17 protein-coding genes are annotated in these 15,205 nt (G+C 29.9%); 12 read left to right on the top strand and 5 right to left on the bottom strand.

The window, feature by feature from the left end; translation table 11 throughout:
- Positions 1-16 precede the first annotated feature (16 nt).
- Positions 17-658: an HAD family hydrolase gene (locus tag IO99_RS02840; RefSeq protein ID WP_035129965.1), complete on the top strand. Its 642-nt coding sequence runs from the start codon at positions 17-19 to the stop codon at positions 656-658.
- Between the two features lie 65 nt (positions 659-723).
- Here IO99_RS02840 and IO99_RS18945 read toward each other — a convergent pair whose 3' ends face one another.
- The gene (locus tag IO99_RS18945) at positions 724-978 is read right to left on the bottom strand and encodes a hypothetical protein (protein WP_156964276.1); all 255 of its coding nucleotides are present in this window, start codon (positions 976-978) and stop codon (positions 724-726) included.
- A 141-nt stretch (positions 979-1,119) separates the two neighbouring features.
- On the opposite strand from IO99_RS18945, the gene IO99_RS02835 reads away from it, so the two are divergent.
- Positions 1,120-1,710, top strand: a complete 591-nt coding sequence (locus tag IO99_RS02835) for an MgtC/SapB family protein (protein ID WP_051823881.1) — start codon at positions 1,120-1,122, stop codon at positions 1,708-1,710.
- A gap of 29 nt (positions 1,711-1,739) precedes the next feature.
- Here the strand turns inward: IO99_RS02835 and IO99_RS02830 are convergent, their stop codons facing one another.
- On the bottom strand, positions 1,740-2,798 hold the full coding sequence (locus IO99_RS02830) for a hypothetical protein (protein WP_156964275.1): 1,059 nt from the start codon (positions 2,796-2,798) through the stop codon (positions 1,740-1,742).
- 371 nt (positions 2,799-3,169) lie between these two features.
- On the opposite strand from IO99_RS02830, the gene IO99_RS02825 reads away from it, so the two are divergent.
- From IO99_RS02825 to IO99_RS02805, 5 genes are all read left to right on the top strand, one after another.
- A complete protein-coding gene (locus tag IO99_RS02825; RefSeq protein WP_035129960.1) occupies positions 3,170-3,673 on the top strand; it encodes a MogA/MoaB family molybdenum cofactor biosynthesis protein in 504 nt (167 codons plus the stop codon).
- Between the two features lie 23 nt (positions 3,674-3,696).
- Complete coding sequence (gene moaA / locus IO99_RS02820; protein ID WP_035129957.1) at positions 3,697-4,707, top strand: GTP 3',8-cyclase MoaA; 1,011 nt, start codon at positions 3,697-3,699, stop codon at positions 4,705-4,707.
- 21 nt (positions 4,708-4,728) lie between these two features.
- Positions 4,729-5,208, top strand: a complete 480-nt coding sequence (gene moaC, locus IO99_RS02815; RefSeq protein ID WP_198028549.1) for a cyclic pyranopterin monophosphate synthase MoaC — start codon at positions 4,729-4,731, stop codon at positions 5,206-5,208.
- Positions 5,209-5,226: 18 nt separating this feature from the next.
- Positions 5,227-5,673 carry an MOSC domain-containing protein gene (locus IO99_RS02810; protein WP_035129951.1) on the top strand — a complete coding sequence of 149 codons (447 nt, stop codon included), beginning with the start codon at positions 5,227-5,229 and terminating at the stop codon, positions 5,671-5,673.
- Positions 5,674-5,807: 134 nt separating this feature from the next.
- A complete protein-coding gene (locus IO99_RS02805; protein WP_035129948.1) occupies positions 5,808-6,158 on the top strand; it encodes a zinc ribbon domain-containing protein YjdM in 351 nt (116 codons plus the stop codon).
- Between the two features lie 145 nt (positions 6,159-6,303).
- On the opposite strand, the gene IO99_RS02800 is transcribed toward IO99_RS02805, so the two are convergent.
- The gene (locus IO99_RS02800; protein WP_035129945.1) at positions 6,304-6,750 is read right to left on the bottom strand and encodes an Lrp/AsnC family transcriptional regulator; all 447 of its coding nucleotides are present in this window, start codon (positions 6,748-6,750) and stop codon (positions 6,304-6,306) included.
- A gap of 137 nt (positions 6,751-6,887) precedes the next feature.
- Here IO99_RS02800 and IO99_RS02795 point away from each other — a divergent pair, with 137 nt between their 5' ends.
- The 3 genes from IO99_RS02795 to IO99_RS02785 all read left to right on the top strand — a co-directional run bounded on the left by IO99_RS02795 (position 6,888) and on the right by IO99_RS02785 (position 11,056).
- Positions 6,888-7,310 carry a carboxymuconolactone decarboxylase family protein gene (locus IO99_RS02795; protein WP_035129942.1) on the top strand — a complete coding sequence of 141 codons (423 nt, stop codon included), beginning with the start codon at positions 6,888-6,890 and terminating at the stop codon, positions 7,308-7,310.
- Positions 7,311-7,748: 438 nt separating this feature from the next.
- Positions 7,749-9,950, top strand: a complete 2,202-nt coding sequence (locus IO99_RS02790; RefSeq protein ID WP_035129939.1) for a type IA DNA topoisomerase — start codon at positions 7,749-7,751, stop codon at positions 9,948-9,950.
- 236 nt (positions 9,951-10,186) lie between these two features.
- Positions 10,187-11,056 carry a cation diffusion facilitator family transporter gene (locus IO99_RS02785; protein ID WP_035129936.1) on the top strand — a complete coding sequence of 290 codons (870 nt, stop codon included), beginning with the start codon at positions 10,187-10,189 and terminating at the stop codon, positions 11,054-11,056.
- A 139-nt stretch (positions 11,057-11,195) separates the two neighbouring features.
- On the opposite strand, the gene IO99_RS18625 is transcribed toward IO99_RS02785, so the two are convergent.
- Positions 11,196-11,354 carry a DUF1540 domain-containing protein gene (locus IO99_RS18625; RefSeq protein WP_084178046.1) on the bottom strand — a complete coding sequence of 53 codons (159 nt, stop codon included), beginning with the start codon at positions 11,352-11,354 and terminating at the stop codon, positions 11,196-11,198.
- Positions 11,355-11,454: 100 nt separating this feature from the next.
- Complete coding sequence (gene rbr / locus IO99_RS02780) at positions 11,455-12,063, bottom strand: rubrerythrin (RefSeq protein WP_035129934.1); 609 nt, start codon at positions 12,061-12,063, stop codon at positions 11,455-11,457.
- Between the two features lie 373 nt (positions 12,064-12,436).
- On the opposite strand from rbr, the gene nrdD reads away from it, so the two are divergent.
- Together nrdD and nrdG are read left to right on the top strand one after the other, a co-directional pair.
- Positions 12,437-14,680 (top strand): anaerobic ribonucleoside-triphosphate reductase, encoded by a 2,244-nt coding sequence (gene nrdD / locus IO99_RS02775; protein WP_051823880.1) that lies wholly within the window; start codon positions 12,437-12,439, stop codon positions 14,678-14,680.
- A 15-nt stretch (positions 14,681-14,695) separates the two neighbouring features.
- Positions 14,696-15,190 carry an anaerobic ribonucleoside-triphosphate reductase activating protein gene (gene nrdG, locus IO99_RS02770; RefSeq protein ID WP_051823879.1) on the top strand — a complete coding sequence of 165 codons (495 nt, stop codon included), beginning with the start codon at positions 14,696-14,698 and terminating at the stop codon, positions 15,188-15,190.
- Positions 15,191-15,205 lie beyond the last annotated feature (15 nt).

Raw genomic sequence — 15,205 nt, 5'->3', positions numbered from 1 at the left:
ATTTAGGAGTGAGTTTATGATATTAGAGACAGTAGATAGCATTATATTTGATTTAGACGGAACTATGTGGGACTCATTAGATGCGATTGTAGAAATATGGAATGAAGCTATAAAGGATTTTAATGATATAGATGCAATAATTACAAAGGAAAAATTAAAATCAGTAGTAGGGGTACCAGTTATAGATTTAGTTAAGATCCTTCTTCCAGATTTGCAGGAAGAAAGAGCAATTGAATTTATGAATTATTGCTGTAAGAAAGAAAATGAATATTTACCGCTTCATGGAGGAATCCTTTTTCAAGGACTAGAAGAAACCTTAAAGAAGCTTTCACAAAAATATAAGCTATTTATAGTTAGTAACTGTCACCACGGTTATATAGAAGCTTTTTTTCATGCTCATAACATGAAAAAATATTTTATAGATTTTGAACATCCAGGAAGAACGGGACTTACAAAGGGTGAAAATATAAAACTCATAATTAATAGAAATAATTTAAAGAATCCTATGTATGTTGGGGATACACAAGGAGATAGAAATGCAGCTAGGTTAGCAGGAATACCTTTTGTGTATGCATCTTATGGATTTGGGAGTGTGGAAGATTATGATTATAAAATAGATAGGTTTCCAGAACTAGTAGACATGTATTTTAGACAATAAAAAATATATAATCCCAATGAAAATATATAATTTTTTCATTGGGATTAGTTTTTAATATTATTATTCTAATTAGTTGAATTTTTATTTATATTTAAGCAAACAATAACTCCAATGGACATACAAATAAGTATGAGTAAAGATGATATTTCAGTAGATATAATATCAGATGTGCTTATTAAAGTTAATAATTTTGATTGAATATTTACGTCAAATCCTAAAAGCATAGAAAAAGATGAGACGATGGTAACTATTAGAGATAATACAGATAATCCACAGATTATTCCGGTAATTATACGAATTAAATTTTCTTTTCTTTTCATATAACTGTTATTTAGATAAATTTAAAGTATTATCTAAAATCCTCCTTGCCTTTAAGTTGTAAAGTAATTATAACATTTTTTTAAACAATATAAAACCTATGAATATAATATAAGTAATTATACTATGATGGGGAGGAAATTATGGATTATATAGTAGTGTTAGAAAGGCTTATAGTAGGCGTTATAGTAGGCGGACTCGTTGGATATGAAAGGGAATTTAAAAATAGTCCAGCAGGGTTTAGAACTCATATGTTAGTATGCTTAGGAGCTACAATTATTTCTTTAATAGCAGAGTATGATCTACAAAAAATCATGATTATTGCTCAAAATCCTATGTATGCTGAAGTTCTAAAAGTTGATACAGCTAGATTAGGAGCTCAGGTAATAAGTGGTGTTGGTTTTTTAGGAGCAGGTACAATTTTAAGAGATAAGGGATCTGTAAGGGGATTAACTACTGCTGCTACTCTTTGGACTGTAGCATGCTTAGGTTTAGCAGTAGGGAGAGGACTTTATGCACTATCCTTAACAGCAGCCTTAATCATATTTATAATTCTAAGCCTATTTAAAAAAGCTGATAAAGTTATACAAAAAGATACAAAATGGAAAATAGGGTTTAGGAAAAAAGAAAAGGAAGATGAGGTTGATGAAGATTATAATATTACTGAAGGAAAAAATATTGAGGATGTTATAACTTTATACGAGAAAGTAAATGAGCCAATAAGTAGAGAGTAGTCTCTACTTATTGGCTTATAATATTAGTATTAACCACCATAAATAGTATTCCACCAGCTTTCATCTGGTTTACCATCAGACATAAGTCCCTCTGCAACCCAAGTATTATCTTTTTTACTATAAAATATATATAGCCACCTGACGGTTACACCTTTATCGAAGGCTGAATTTCCTGGTTCTTTAACGTTTATTTCTAGTTCGTAATAAGCTTTATTATTTCTTACTTCAGTATTACGTATTTTTACATAGTCAATATCTATTTCATCCCATATTTTTTGACCTTCTTCCAAAGTAGCACTATTAGAAGAATTAACTGTGTAATTGTAAATGAAGGAATATTCTTCGTTTATCATAGCATTCATATATAAATTACAAAATTCTTCAGCGGAGCTAATATCATGGTTTATAGAGGTAGAATCATTAGTTTGCAGTGAATGAGAATCTAAATTTTGTGGATTATAATATTTTTTATTTGGTAATATTTCTGTCAGTGGAGTAAAAATAGAAACAAGCCATTTTTTATTTTTATTTATTAGCTTAATTTTTCCTTCTAGATTTTGCTTTTCCTTGTATCCATCATTATATATTATATTAATATCAGCATTATATTTGTAGTAAGCTTCGGTATCATTATCACTAGAGATTTTATCAAGAATAATGTTAGATATGGTAGTGGTGTATTCATAGTCCTTAGCCATTTTTATAGAAGATAGGGGAAATCTATTTAAAATAAGTTCATCACCTAATTGAGAAGTAATAGAATCACCTATATTTTTTAAACAAGCTTCTCTAATTTTAGTTTCATCTTCAGGAGAAAGTGTAACAATACCTGTCTCCCCATTAGAAGGAGCACGTCCTTCAAGAGAACTTTCAATAAGTTTAGAAAGTTGATCTGCTAAAGTGTAGTCTGAAATATTATAGTAATTTTCTATGAAAGATTCTGCAACGGCTTTATCAGGAGAAGGATTTACTCTTTCACAAGCAATTAGGGATGATATAACTATGCTAAAGAAAACTATAATACATAACAAGGAGATACCATTAAGCTTTTTCTTTCTATCAAAAATATTTTTAAATCTTTTTTTCATGTTATCTACACCTCCATTAAAATTGGTTGAAAAAGTATTAACCATTATTATCACTTCTACAAATGTAGTATATAATTATATTCTACACTTGTAGAAGGTTTGCATCAAGGAATAAATGTAAAGATACATAAAATTTGTAATTGAAATTATGTATTAAAAGGTATGTTATAGAAAAGAAAAGTAGGGAAACTAATTATTTTTATAATGTACAATTTGAAAAAAATTGAATATATTTACATAAAATATAATAAATGTGATATAATTGATATTAATAAAAACTGAGAGATTGTCAGGATATAATTTTGCGTTTAATATAAAAATTATATTTATCTAAATATTTGAATTAACAATAACTTTATGGAGGTTATAGTATGAAAAAAACTGCAATTTTAACTATAAGTGATAAAGGTTCTGAAGGACAGCGTATAGATGAGACAGGGCAAGTGTTAAGGGAGTATTTAGAAAAAAATAAATATATAGTTCATTATTATAAAATTATACCTGATGAAGTTGAAGATATAAAAAAAGAACTTATATATATGTGTGATGAATTAAATATACCCTTGGTAATTACTAATGGAGGAACTGGATTTTCAAAGAGGGATGTAACTCCAGAAGCAACTTTACAAGTTATAGAAAAGTATATACCTGGTATTGGAGAATTTATGAGAATGAAGTCTATGGAAATTACACCAAGAGCTATGCTGTCTAGAGGAATCGCAGGTATTAGAAAGAATTCTTTAATTATAAATCTACCAGGAAGTCCTAGAGGTGCTAAAGAAAATATAGAGTTTATTTTACCATCTTTAGATCATGGATTAAAGATTTTATCTGGAGAAACTTCAGAATGTGCTAGGAGTGAAGTTGATTTATAGGGAGTATAAAGGGAGGAGTATTTATGGAAGATTCCCATGGACGTAACATAAATTATTTAAGAGTTTCTCTTACGGATAGGTGCAATTTAAGATGTATGTATTGCATGCCAGAAGGAAAGTGTAATCAAAATTATGTTAGTTCGAAAATGTCTATAGAAGAAATAGATTTAATTATTAGAATATTTGCTGAATATGGTGTTGAGAAAGTTAGATTTACTGGTGGAGAACCGTTGATTGTAAAGGATATTTCTAAGATTATATATAATGCATCCCAAGTTAAAGGAATTAAAGATATATCTTTAACTACTAATGGCATATTTTTGAAAGATAAAATAGATGAATTAAAGAAGGCTGGGTTAAATAGAGTAAATGTTAGTATGGATACATTAAAGGAAGACAAGTATGAAAGAATAACAGGACGATCATATCTTAAAAAAGTTAAAGAAGGTATAGAAGTATGTTTAGATAAGGGCATTACTCCGGTGAAAATTAATGTGGTGCTTATGAAAGGTATAAACTTAGATGAGGTTGATGAGTTTATTAAAATTGCAGAGAAAATGCCTATAGATGTGAGGTTTATAGAATTAATGCCTATAGGAGCAGGTACAGAGTTATTTAAAAATCATTTTATACCCTATAAGGATATAGTAGAGTCACATCATAATCTTATACCTGAAGATCATAGAGTATCTTCAACGGCAGAACTTTATAAAAGTAGTAAGGGAAAAGGGAGAATTGGATTTATTAGTCCTTTAAGTTGTAATTTTTGTAGTGAGTGTAATAGAGTTAGATTAACTGCTGAAGGTGGAATTAAGTCTTGTTTGCATGGTGAAGAGGAAATTAATATTCTATCAGATGTACGAGATTTATTAAAAAAATATAATTTATCATACTGTGATTTACGAGAGAGTAGAGAATATAGTATTCTTAAGAAAAAGATTTTAGGAGCTATGTATAATAAGCCATTAGGACATAGACTATCTATGGAAGGAAAAAGTAGAAGCAATAAGCAAATGTTTCAAATAGGAGGATAACATATGATTAAAGATGTTCAAATAGATGAAGGATTCACTCATATAAATAAGCAAGGAAGAGCTAGAATGGTAGATGTTAGTGAAAAGAAAAAGACAGATAGAGAGGCAATAGCCTGTGGTTCTATTTATATGAAGAAATCTACTTTAGAAAAAATAGACAAAGGGGAAATTATAAAGGGAGATGTACTTTCTGTAGCTCAAGTGGGTGGGATAATGGGAGCAAAGAAAACTTCAGATATAATTCCAATGTGCCATTCTATCATGATGTCAGGGTGTGATATTACCTTTCAGCTAGATCATGAGAAAAGTAAGGTAGATATAATAGCTACAACTAAAACAAGAGGGGAAACCGGAATAGAAATGGAAGCGTTAACAGCGGTATCCATAGCGGCATTGACTATATATGATATGTGTAAGTCAGTAGATAAATCAATGGTTATAAGTGATATTAGACTATTTCGAAAGATTGGTGGAAAATCTGGAGAGATTAATTATTTTTAAAGTTAGGAGAAGATGGCTATGGCAAAGGTTATTAGTATAAATATAAGTACTGAGAAAGGGGTTATAAAAACACCTATAAAAAGAGGTTTCTTTAAGATAGACTTCGGATTAGAGGGAGATGCTCATGGTGGTAATTGGCATAGACAAGTTAGCTTGTTAGGAGAAGAAAGCATAGATAAGCTTAGAGGGAAAATAAATAAAGAATTAGTCCCAGGAATATTTGCAGAAAATATAACAACACAAGGAATAACTTTATATGAACTACCCATAGGAACAAAGCTTTCCATTGGAGAAGTTATTATGGAGGTTACACAGATTGGGAAAGAATGTCATAAGGGCTGTGAAATAATGAAGACTACAGGGGAATGTGTTATGCCTAGAGAAGGAATTTTTGCTCAAGTATTAGAAGAAGGATGGATAGAACCTGGTGATGAGATTTCTGTAATTAAGTATTGGAAAGCTTGAGTTTAATTATAAATAGAATTTGTCAATATAGGAAGACTATGATAGTATATAAGAACATAAGAAGCTGTATATATTATTTTATAAAGTGAATCTTATGTATCAGAACTATAGTAGCGAATGGAGGAAATGAAGTTATGGGTAATTTACCTAATTGTCCAAAATGTAATTCAGAATACACTTACGAAGATGGAAGTATTTTTGTTTGCCCAGAATGTGCTCACGAGTGGGGAGTACAAGCTGAAAATGAAAATAATGAAGATATTAATGTTATAAAAGATGCAAATGGAAATGTGTTACAAGATGGTGATTCTGTAACAATAATTAAAGATCTTAAAGTAAAAGGTGCTTCATCATCAATAAAAATAGGAACGAAAGTAAAAAATATACGTTTAGTTCCTGATGCATCTGATGGCCATAACATTGATTGTAAAATTGATGGTTTCGGAGCTATGAGTTTAAAATCCGAATTCGTTAAAAAAATATAAGCTATAATTAACTATACAAAAGGAAACTTCCATGAATTACATGTAGTTCATGGAGATTTCCTTTTTTTATTTTAATCTAAACACTACGGTAACAGGATTATGATCAGAGTATTTTAACATAGGAACTATGGACAGAGTAAAAAACTTATATTAAAAACTTATTTATAGAATTCTCTATGACTACTTCTGAGAATGCAATATTAGTACTAGTTGTTGCATAGGGAGATACTTCATTAATAAATTCTTCAATGTCACTTAAATCTTTAACTGAAAGTTTAACTAAAAAACAACCATCCCCAGCAATTCTATAGCACCATTCACTATGATTGTAGTCTTTAATAAAATTTTTGAATCGCTCATATTCACCATTTTTCATGGTGATTTTTATTATACAATCAATGGATAGACCAAGATTCTTTTTATTTATAGTAATAGTATAGCCTTCTATTATTCTGTTATCTTCAAGTCTTTTTACTCTCTCTGTAACAGAGGATGGGGATAGGTTAATTCGCTTTGACAACTCTCTTATGGATAATCTACTATTTTTTTCTAATTCGGATAGAATCATTACATCAATTTCGTCAAATTTCATTTGAAATATTTTCTCCTTTTTAATATTTTGTATGATATATATATAGGTTTTATTATATGTCATATGAAATACAAAATTCAATTTTATTTATATATAATATTAATAAAATTAGATTTGATTAATAAAGGAGAGATATTATGACAAAAATAAATTTTTCAAATGAGGGGATAACACCATTTGAACAACTACTTGGATATAACAGTGAGATAATGAAAGGTTGGACTAATTTAGAAATAAGTTTTTTAAAATCTAAAACTTTTGGTTATGAGTTAAAAGAAGAAGTAAGACGTACTCTTGCTTTTAACAATGGATGTAAATATTGTATGGCAAAGGGAAAGCCTTCTGAAGATATAGAGGATAAAAACATAAGAATGGCAACGAAAATTGCAGATATGATTTCAAAGAATATAGTTTTAACAGAGGAGACTTTTAAAAGTTTAAGAGAGCTATTCAGTGAAAAAGAAATCTCAGAGCTTTTTGCACTAATTTGCTTTTTTACAGCATCTCAAAGATTCGGAGCATTGCTTGATTTGGAACCTAGCTGTTCAATATATATTTAGAAGGGCTAGTTTAAGATAAGTTAGTTGTTAAGTATTAACAAAGGAGCTATTTAAAATAGCTCCTTATTTATATATGAAAATATTTATATATTCATATAGATGAAATCTCTATATTATTACCTCGGATAAAGCATAATCTCCTATCTTAGGGGCTAGTCAAAAAAAAGTTTATATTGTAAAATAAATGTCTAGTTTTAATAAAGTTTTATTTTATTGTATAATTAAGTGAAAAGTTTTAAGAATTATAAATAACTATGAATATAAGTAAATTTATCCGATGACTACCCGCTCTAATACTCCCATCTTCTTCAAAGTGGGAGTAAAGAGCGGCTACGACCCTGGATAACGATTTCTAACCTTCAGAGGGAGTAAAAACTCCCTCTGAAGCAAAGAACTCTGTTTATTTAAGTAAGAGAAAATAAGTAAGGTGTGAGAGATGTGGCTAAGGTTATTATTGCGGAAAAACCATCCGTGGCAAAGAATATTGCAGAAGCTTTAAATATAAAAACTAGAAAAGATGGATACTTTGAGGGTGAAAATTATTTAGTTACATGGGCATTTGGTCACTTATTACAACTATATGATGCTAAAGATTATGATGAAAGCATGAAAGGGTGGGAGTTTTCTAAATTTCCATTTATACCTAAGGAGTTTAAATATAAGATAAAAAGTGATTCACTTAATAGAAATATTACTGATAAGGGAGCTGAGAAACAGCTTAGCATTATTAAATCACTTATAGATAGAGAGAATGTAGATGGAATAATATCCGCCACCGACTTTGATAGAGAAGGTCAGGTTATAGCAGATGAATTGTTTATATATTTCCATGAAGAAAAGCCTGTATATAGACTTCTTTTAAATGAGTGGACTCCAGATGAAGTAAAAAAGGGTATGGAAGCTTTAAAGCCTAATAAAGAAATGAAGTCCTTACAAGATGCTGGAATAGGAAGGCAATGGGCAGATTGGGTTATTGGGATAAATCTTACATCTGTGGCAACTTTGAGATATAAATTTGAAGATGTTAAAATGCTAAACATAGGAAGAGTGTTATTACCAACTCTAAAGATAATCTATGATAGGGACATGGAAATTGAAAACTTTGTGGCTACTACTTATTATAAGTTATCGGCTACCTTTAAGACTAAGGCTAATGAAGAGTACGAAGGTCTATATTATGAAAATGATTCAGAAAAATTTGAGGAAAAGTCCTATCTAAGTAATATAGGTAAATTATTACAAGGACAAAGAGCAGAGATAGTTGATAAGCAAACAGAGAAGAAAAGAGAATATCCACCTTATCTATTTAACTTATCAAATCTTCAAGGTCATGTTACTAGTAAATTTAAAGGATGGACTTCGGATAAGGTTTTAAAGGTTGCCCAGTCTCTTTATGAAAAAAAGTTTATTACTTATCCTAGAACTGCCAGTATTGTTCTGGAAGAAAGCTTAGAGGATAGAACAAGGAAGGTTTTGGAGAGTCTTAAAAAGGGTCTACCATACGAAAATCAAATAAAATTTGCAAAAACTAAAAGGGTTTTTGATAATTCTAAGGTGGAGAGTCATAGTGCTATAGTTCCAACTTATATAAAACCAAGCAACCTTAGTGCTGATGAAGCAATTGTTTATAATGCAGTGAAAAATAGATTTATAATGCAATTTATGCCTATTGCTGAATTTGAGGAAACAAAAATTACGGCTAAGGTTTATGAGGAAAATATTAAAGGCGTATTTGTTTCCAAGGGTAAAGTTCAAATTGTTGAAGGCTGGCGTGTGGTAGAAAAGATAGAAACTAAGGACACTATACTTCCTTTAGTTATGGAAAAGGAAGTAGTGGATATTGTAGGAAATAAAGTTAACACCGTAACAAAGAAGCCACCTAAAAATCATACAGAAAAGACTTTGTTAAGGGTTATGGAAACCTGTGGTAAGAGTTTAGGAAAAGAAGAAAATAATGATGATGATGAAAACTCTTCAGAAGATAATTTAGAGGAAACTTCGGAAGAATTAATGAAGTCCATATTGAGCGGTTTTAGTATAGGAACACCAGCTACTAGAGCTGAAACTATTAAAAAACTTAAAGATATAGGATATATTACTACTAAAGGAAAAAACCTAACTTGTACAGCGTTAGGTAGGACAATGGTAGAGATGTTCCCTGTAAGGGATTTGTTCGACTTAGAATACACCGGTAAGCTAGAAAAAACTCTATCGGATATAGAAAAAGGAACTGTAGAAAAGGACACCTTTATTAAGCATATTTGTGATTTTACTAGTAAATCTGTGGAAATTATAAAAAAGGATACATCAATGTTATCCAAAATAAAGATAGAGCTTTCTCCTGGGACGGTCAGTGTAGGTAATTGTCCTATATGCGGAAATCCAGTAGTGGAAGGAGAAAAAAGCTTTGGATGTAGTAACTGGAAGAATGGTTGTAAATTCACTATTTGGAAGAATGATAAATACATTGAATCCTATGGTAAGAAGGTTACAAAAGAAATGGTAGAAATACTTCTTAAAAATGGCAAAGTAGGATTTAGAAATTTGAGAAGTAAGAAAGGAAATACCTTTGCTGCTTATTTTAGATATGAAAAGAATGAAGAAACAGGTTATTTAAGTTGGAAGATGGAATTTATTTAAAAAGATAAACAAGAAATTATATTTAAACTACAGATAATTAAAGTAGATTCATTATCAATTGATAATACATTGTACAAGAAAGTTATTGAGAAAACTCACAAATTAAGGGTAACTGAGTATTATAATAATATATTTTATCTGGTGTATGGCAATATTATTGTTGATTTTCGATATTAAGGAAAAAAATAATAGTGGTTCAACATTAGACTAAAGTCAATTGATAATGGAGGAAATTTATGGATGAAAGAACAAGTATAGGTGTAGGAGTTAGTAAAAATACAATCTTAGTTAATGCCATTTTAGGAACAATTAAAGTATTGGTAGGTATTATGTCTAGTAGTAATGCGATGATTGCAGATGGTATCCATTCTTTTTCTGATGTAATTAGTACTATAGGGGTAATAATAGGACTAAAGCTTTCTAATAAACCTGATGATAAATGCCATCCTTATGGACATGAAAGAATTGAAAGTATTTCTTCTTTGTTTCTATCTATAATGCTTTTTGTAGTTGCTATATCTATAGGATATTCCGGTATTAAAAATATTGTTTTAGGAGAAATAAAGAATCCAGGAATCCTTGCTATTTGGGCTGCTATATTGTCTATTATCGTTAAAGAGTGGATGTATTTTTATACAATAAAATATGCTAACAAAATAAATAGCTCTGCTCTTAGAGCAGATGCTTGGCATCATAGATCAGATTCTTTTTCTTCAGTGGGAGCTTTAATTGGAATAGTTGGAGCTAGAAAGGGATGGCCAATTTTAGATTCAGTAGTTGCCATAGTTATTTGTGTTGTAATTATAAAAGTAGCCTGTGATGTATTAAAGCAAAGTATAAATCAATTAATAGATACTTCTGCAGATGAAGAAATTATAAGTGATATCAATGAAAAACTTCAGACTATTGAGGGCGTAAGACATATTGACAGTATAAAAACGAGACAACATGCTAGTAGAGTATATGTAGATGTAGAAGTGTCTGTAGACTCAAAACTTACAGTAGAAGAAGGACATGACATAGCAATAAACATACACCATGGTGTCGAAAAAAATCATAATATCAAGCATTGCATGGTTCATATTAATCCTTATAAGTATAATTAATATGAATATTAAACTAAAACGATGGATTATATTTGACCTAAATAATTTTTTCGCTTAAATAAGTGTAAAAATACTATATGCAATATAATTTTGTATTGCATATAGTATTTTTTAGTAAGGGGTTACGTTTAATTATATTCTACTTAAGTTCAAAAGATTGGCAGTCTGTACATTCAACTACTGTAGGATTTTCTTCATGAGTTCCCACTTTAATTTGATTTAATGTACAGTAGTTTTCGTTACGATTATTGTACTTGCAGTTGTTGATTGTACATTTAATAGATTCATTTTTATCCATTTTAATTCACTCCTTAAAAAGTTTTTGTATTAACTACAAAGTTAGTATGGCTTTTATATTTGTTATTATTCATTGTAAAGTTTCTTAAAAATATAAAAATTTATTTTGTAGTGTAATTAGAACCAAATTGAGAACGACAGAATTCTATGAAATAGCCTTGAGGATGTAGACAAACAGGACAGGATTTAGGAGCTTCCTTTCCTTCATATATATATCCACAATTAGTACAAAACCATTGAATTGATTCATCACGTCTAAATAAAGTCTCTTCTTCTAATTGCTTAGCAAAATAATTAAATCTATCTCCATGAATTTTTTCTACAGAAGCTATGTTGCTAAATAATGTGGAAATAGCATTAAACCCTTCTTCTTTAGCAATTTTAGAAAAATTACTATAAACATCATCATATTCTTCATATTCATTGTGATGAGCGGCTTTTAACAATTTTAGAGTTGAATCATATAAGTCTACAGGATATGATCCATTTCCTATTGCAATATTATTTCCTGCCTCTTCTTTTAGTCTTTGATAAAATTGATTAGCGTGAGCCAATTCTTGATTTGCAGTGTAATTAAATACTTGCTCAACTATGTAAAGTCCCTCGTTTCTTGCAAAACTTGCAGCAATAGTATATCTATTTCTTGCTTGACTTTCACCAGCAAAGGATCTCATTAAGTTAATACGAGTTTCACTATCTTTAAAATTCATTTTTTATTACCTCCAAATTTTTAAATCTTATTACTAAGTTTCCAAAAATAGAGTAATTTTATTCATAACTTTTAAAAGTAAGTTAAAGCAAGAGTTAAATTGATACGAGAACATTATCAGAGTTGGATTATATAAGTTGAAATAGTATGTACTTAGAATCTGATAAAGATAAAAAGAGTATGAGGTAGAATTAAATGTTAATACAGTAGGTATATGTAGATTACTTCAATTTATAGACATTGATTTAAAATAGAGTGAAAGATATAATAAATCTATCTGTGGTTTTATATTTTCATAGCCCATGAAAATATGAAAAATTTACTGCTGAGGGACAAAAGTAGTAATTAAAAATTTCAGGGAAGGTAGGAATAATATGAAATTAAGTATTATTAAAAGGGATTCAAGAGTTAAAGACTTTGATATGGAGAGAATACATATAGCCATTAAAAAAGCTTATGAAGAAGTCCATGGAAATGACTTTGTGTTTAAAGATCATTGGAGTGACTTAGAAATTAACATAGAAAAAACTATTATAGAGTTAGGAAAAGAAGAACTGTTTATTGAAGAAATTCAAGACATAGTAGTTAAGGCTTTAAATAATAAAGATAAAACTGTATCAGAGGCCTATGAAGATTATCGTGAAAAGCGTAGAATTGCAAGAGATACTAATGGTGATACATATAAAAAATTAGATAAAGTACTTCAATGTTCTGATATTATGAACTCCAATGCTAATGTGGACGAGCATAGTTTTGGTGGTCGTAAATTTGAAAGTGCAAATGTAATATTAAAAAGGTATACCCTAGATAAGGTAATAAAGCCTGAAATAGCAAGGGCACATATTGAAAATAGATTATACATACATGACTTAGATAGTTATGCTACGGGAATGCATAATTGTAGTTTCCCAGATATAAAGAAACTGGTTAACAATGGATTTATTACTAGAAATGGGGATGTAAGAGGAGCTAATGGACTATCTACAGCATTTCAATTAGTAGCAGTAATATTCCAAATACAAAGCCAAGAACAATTTGGAGGTACAGGAAGTTGCCATATAGATTATGATTTAGAAGAGCAGGTGGATATATCTTTCAAAAAGCATTTTTCTGATGCACTTTTTTACTTTGAAGATAAAGAAATAAGCTGGAAAGAGTTAGATTCTGAAATATGCGTAGAAAATAAAGAAGAGCTAAAGAAGAAATATCCTAAGCTAACAGCTTTTGCATTAAGAGAGTTAGATAGAGAGGGTATGCAATCAGCTCAAGGCTTATACCATAATCTGAATACACTAGAATCAAGACCAGGTTCCCAAGTACCATTTACATCTATAAATTTAGGAAGAAGAACTACAGTTGCTGGTAGAATGCTTACTAGATGGCTTATGCTTGCTAGTATAGATGGAATAGGAAAACATCATAAAACAAGTATATTCCCAATAGCAATCTTCCAATATAAAAAAGGGGTTAATGATATAGAAGAAACTCCAAACTATGACTTAAAGAAGTTAGCTATAGAATCTATGTCTAAAAGAATATATCCTAACTGGGTAAACTGTGATTGGAGTAAGAATGTAGAAGATTTAAGTAATCCAGATACAGCTATGGCAACTATGGGATGTAGAACCTTAGTTGGATTTGATAGACATGGTATGGGATATTCAAAGGTAGGAAGAGGAAATGTTACTCCAGTAACAATTAACTTGGTAAAAGTAGGTATAAAACATGGGATATGTTTAGGAGAAAGAGAAGAAGCTAATCTTGAAGGTTTTTGGAATGAATTAAATGAGCTTTTAGAACTTTCAGCTACAGCCTTAGTAGATAGATTTAAATATATATGTTCACAAAGTGCTAAATCGGCCCCTTTCATGTATAGAAATAAAAGTATGTTAGGTGGAGAATATGACTCAGACACTTGTATTTATGATGTAATGAAACATGGAAGCCAAGCTATAGGATATGCAGGTATTGCAGAAATGTGTCAAGCTCTCTTTGGAAAAGATCATGGTGATGATAAGGATGTTCATAAGTTTGCATTATCGGTGGTGGAAAGAATTTCAAAGTTTGCAGAGGAAGCTTCAGAAAGATATGATTTGAACTTTGGTTGTTATGCAGCGCCAATTGAGTCTACTTGTGGAACTATAATAACAGGAAATAGAGAAATTAAAGGTTTAAGGGATGAATTTGGAATTATAAAAAATGTAACGGACAGGGAGTGGATAACTAATTCACATCACATACCAGTTTGGAAAAATATAGATGTATTTACTAAGTTACAACTTGAGGCTCCATTTACTAAATATCCCACTTCAGGATGTATAACTTATGTAGAGTTAGATAGTTCTGTAGTAGAAAATCCAAAAGCAATAGAACAAATAATAGATTATGCCTTTAGCTTAGATATTCCTTATTTAGCATTTAACTTCCCTATAGATACTTGTTTAAAGTGTGGCTATCAAGGAGAATTTAATGATAGATGTCCAATTTGCCATAGTGAAGAAATAGAACAACTTAGAAGAGTTACAGGATATTTGACTACAGATTATCGCAACTTTAATAAAGCTAAGCAAGCTGAAGTTAAAGAAAGATTTAAGCATAGCACTATAACTAAGCTATAGGAAGGACAGTAAAAAGTGATTGATACTATAAGGTTAATAGGGTATAATCCCTGTTCTTTAAATGAAGGAATAGGTCTTAGGGAAGTGTGCTATATAGCAGAGTGTACACATAAATGCCATGGGTGTCACAATGAAAAGTATTGGTATGAAAAAGGGGATTTATATAAAATAGATGAGGTTGTAGATAAGCTTACTAAAAATCCAATTACGAGTATAACTATTAGTGGTGGAGATGGACTAACTGTTCAATATAAAAATACCTTAGAATTACTTAAGAGATTAAAAGAAAAATGTAATAAGAATATATGGTTATATACGGGTTATACTTGGGAGCAATTATTTGAACTAAATAAAGAAGAAGTTTTAAATTATGTAGATGTAATTGTAGATGGAAGATTTGAAATAAGCGAAAGGGATGTAACTCTAAAATTTAGAGGAAGTAGCTCACAAAGAATTATAGATGTTAAAGAAAGCCTTAGGGAAAATAAGGTTAAAGAGTTTAAGTTATAAAAATTTATATAAGAG

The sequence above is a fragment of the Clostridium sulfidigenes genome (assembly GCF_000732635.1).
Classification (GTDB): Bacteria; Bacillota; Clostridia; order Clostridiales; family Clostridiaceae; genus Clostridium_J; species Clostridium_J sulfidigenes.
This window is presented reverse-complemented; position numbering and strand designations above follow the sequence as displayed.

What these genes read in the sequence shown, in the direction of transcription:
- IO99_RS02840 (WP_035129965.1), top strand. Translation starts at nt 17, where the DNA reads ATGATATTAGAGACAGTAGATAGCATTATATTTGATTTAGACGGAACT.
- IO99_RS18945 (WP_156964276.1), bottom strand. Translation starts at nt 978, where the DNA reads ATGAAAAGAAAAGAAAATTTAATTCGTATAATTACCGGAATAATCTGT.
- IO99_RS02835 (WP_051823881.1), top strand. Translation starts at nt 1,120, where the DNA reads ATGGATTATATAGTAGTGTTAGAAAGGCTTATAGTAGGCGTTATAGTA.
- IO99_RS02830 (WP_156964275.1), bottom strand. Translation starts at nt 2,798, where the DNA reads ATGAAAAAAAGATTTAAAAATATTTTTGATAGAAAGAAAAAGCTTAAT.
- IO99_RS02825 (WP_035129960.1), top strand. Translation starts at nt 3,170, where the DNA reads ATGAAAAAAACTGCAATTTTAACTATAAGTGATAAAGGTTCTGAAGGA.
- moaA (WP_035129957.1), top strand. Translation starts at nt 3,697, where the DNA reads ATGGAAGATTCCCATGGACGTAACATAAATTATTTAAGAGTTTCTCTT.
- IO99_RS02810 (WP_035129951.1), top strand. Translation starts at nt 5,227, where the DNA reads ATGGCAAAGGTTATTAGTATAAATATAAGTACTGAGAAAGGGGTTATA.
- IO99_RS02805 (WP_035129948.1), top strand. Translation starts at nt 5,808, where the DNA reads ATGGGTAATTTACCTAATTGTCCAAAATGTAATTCAGAATACACTTAC.
- IO99_RS02800 (WP_035129945.1), bottom strand. Translation starts at nt 6,750, where the DNA reads ATGAAATTTGACGAAATTGATGTAATGATTCTATCCGAATTAGAAAAA.
- IO99_RS02795 (WP_035129942.1), top strand. Translation starts at nt 6,888, where the DNA reads ATGACAAAAATAAATTTTTCAAATGAGGGGATAACACCATTTGAACAA.
- IO99_RS02785 (WP_035129936.1), top strand. Translation starts at nt 10,187, where the DNA reads ATGGATGAAAGAACAAGTATAGGTGTAGGAGTTAGTAAAAATACAATC.
- IO99_RS18625 (WP_084178046.1), bottom strand. Translation starts at nt 11,354, where the DNA reads ATGGATAAAAATGAATCTATTAAATGTACAATCAACAACTGCAAGTAC.
- rbr (WP_035129934.1), bottom strand. Translation starts at nt 12,063, where the DNA reads ATGAATTTTAAAGATAGTGAAACTCGTATTAACTTAATGAGATCCTTT.
- nrdD (WP_051823880.1), top strand. Translation starts at nt 12,437, where the DNA reads ATGAAATTAAGTATTATTAAAAGGGATTCAAGAGTTAAAGACTTTGAT.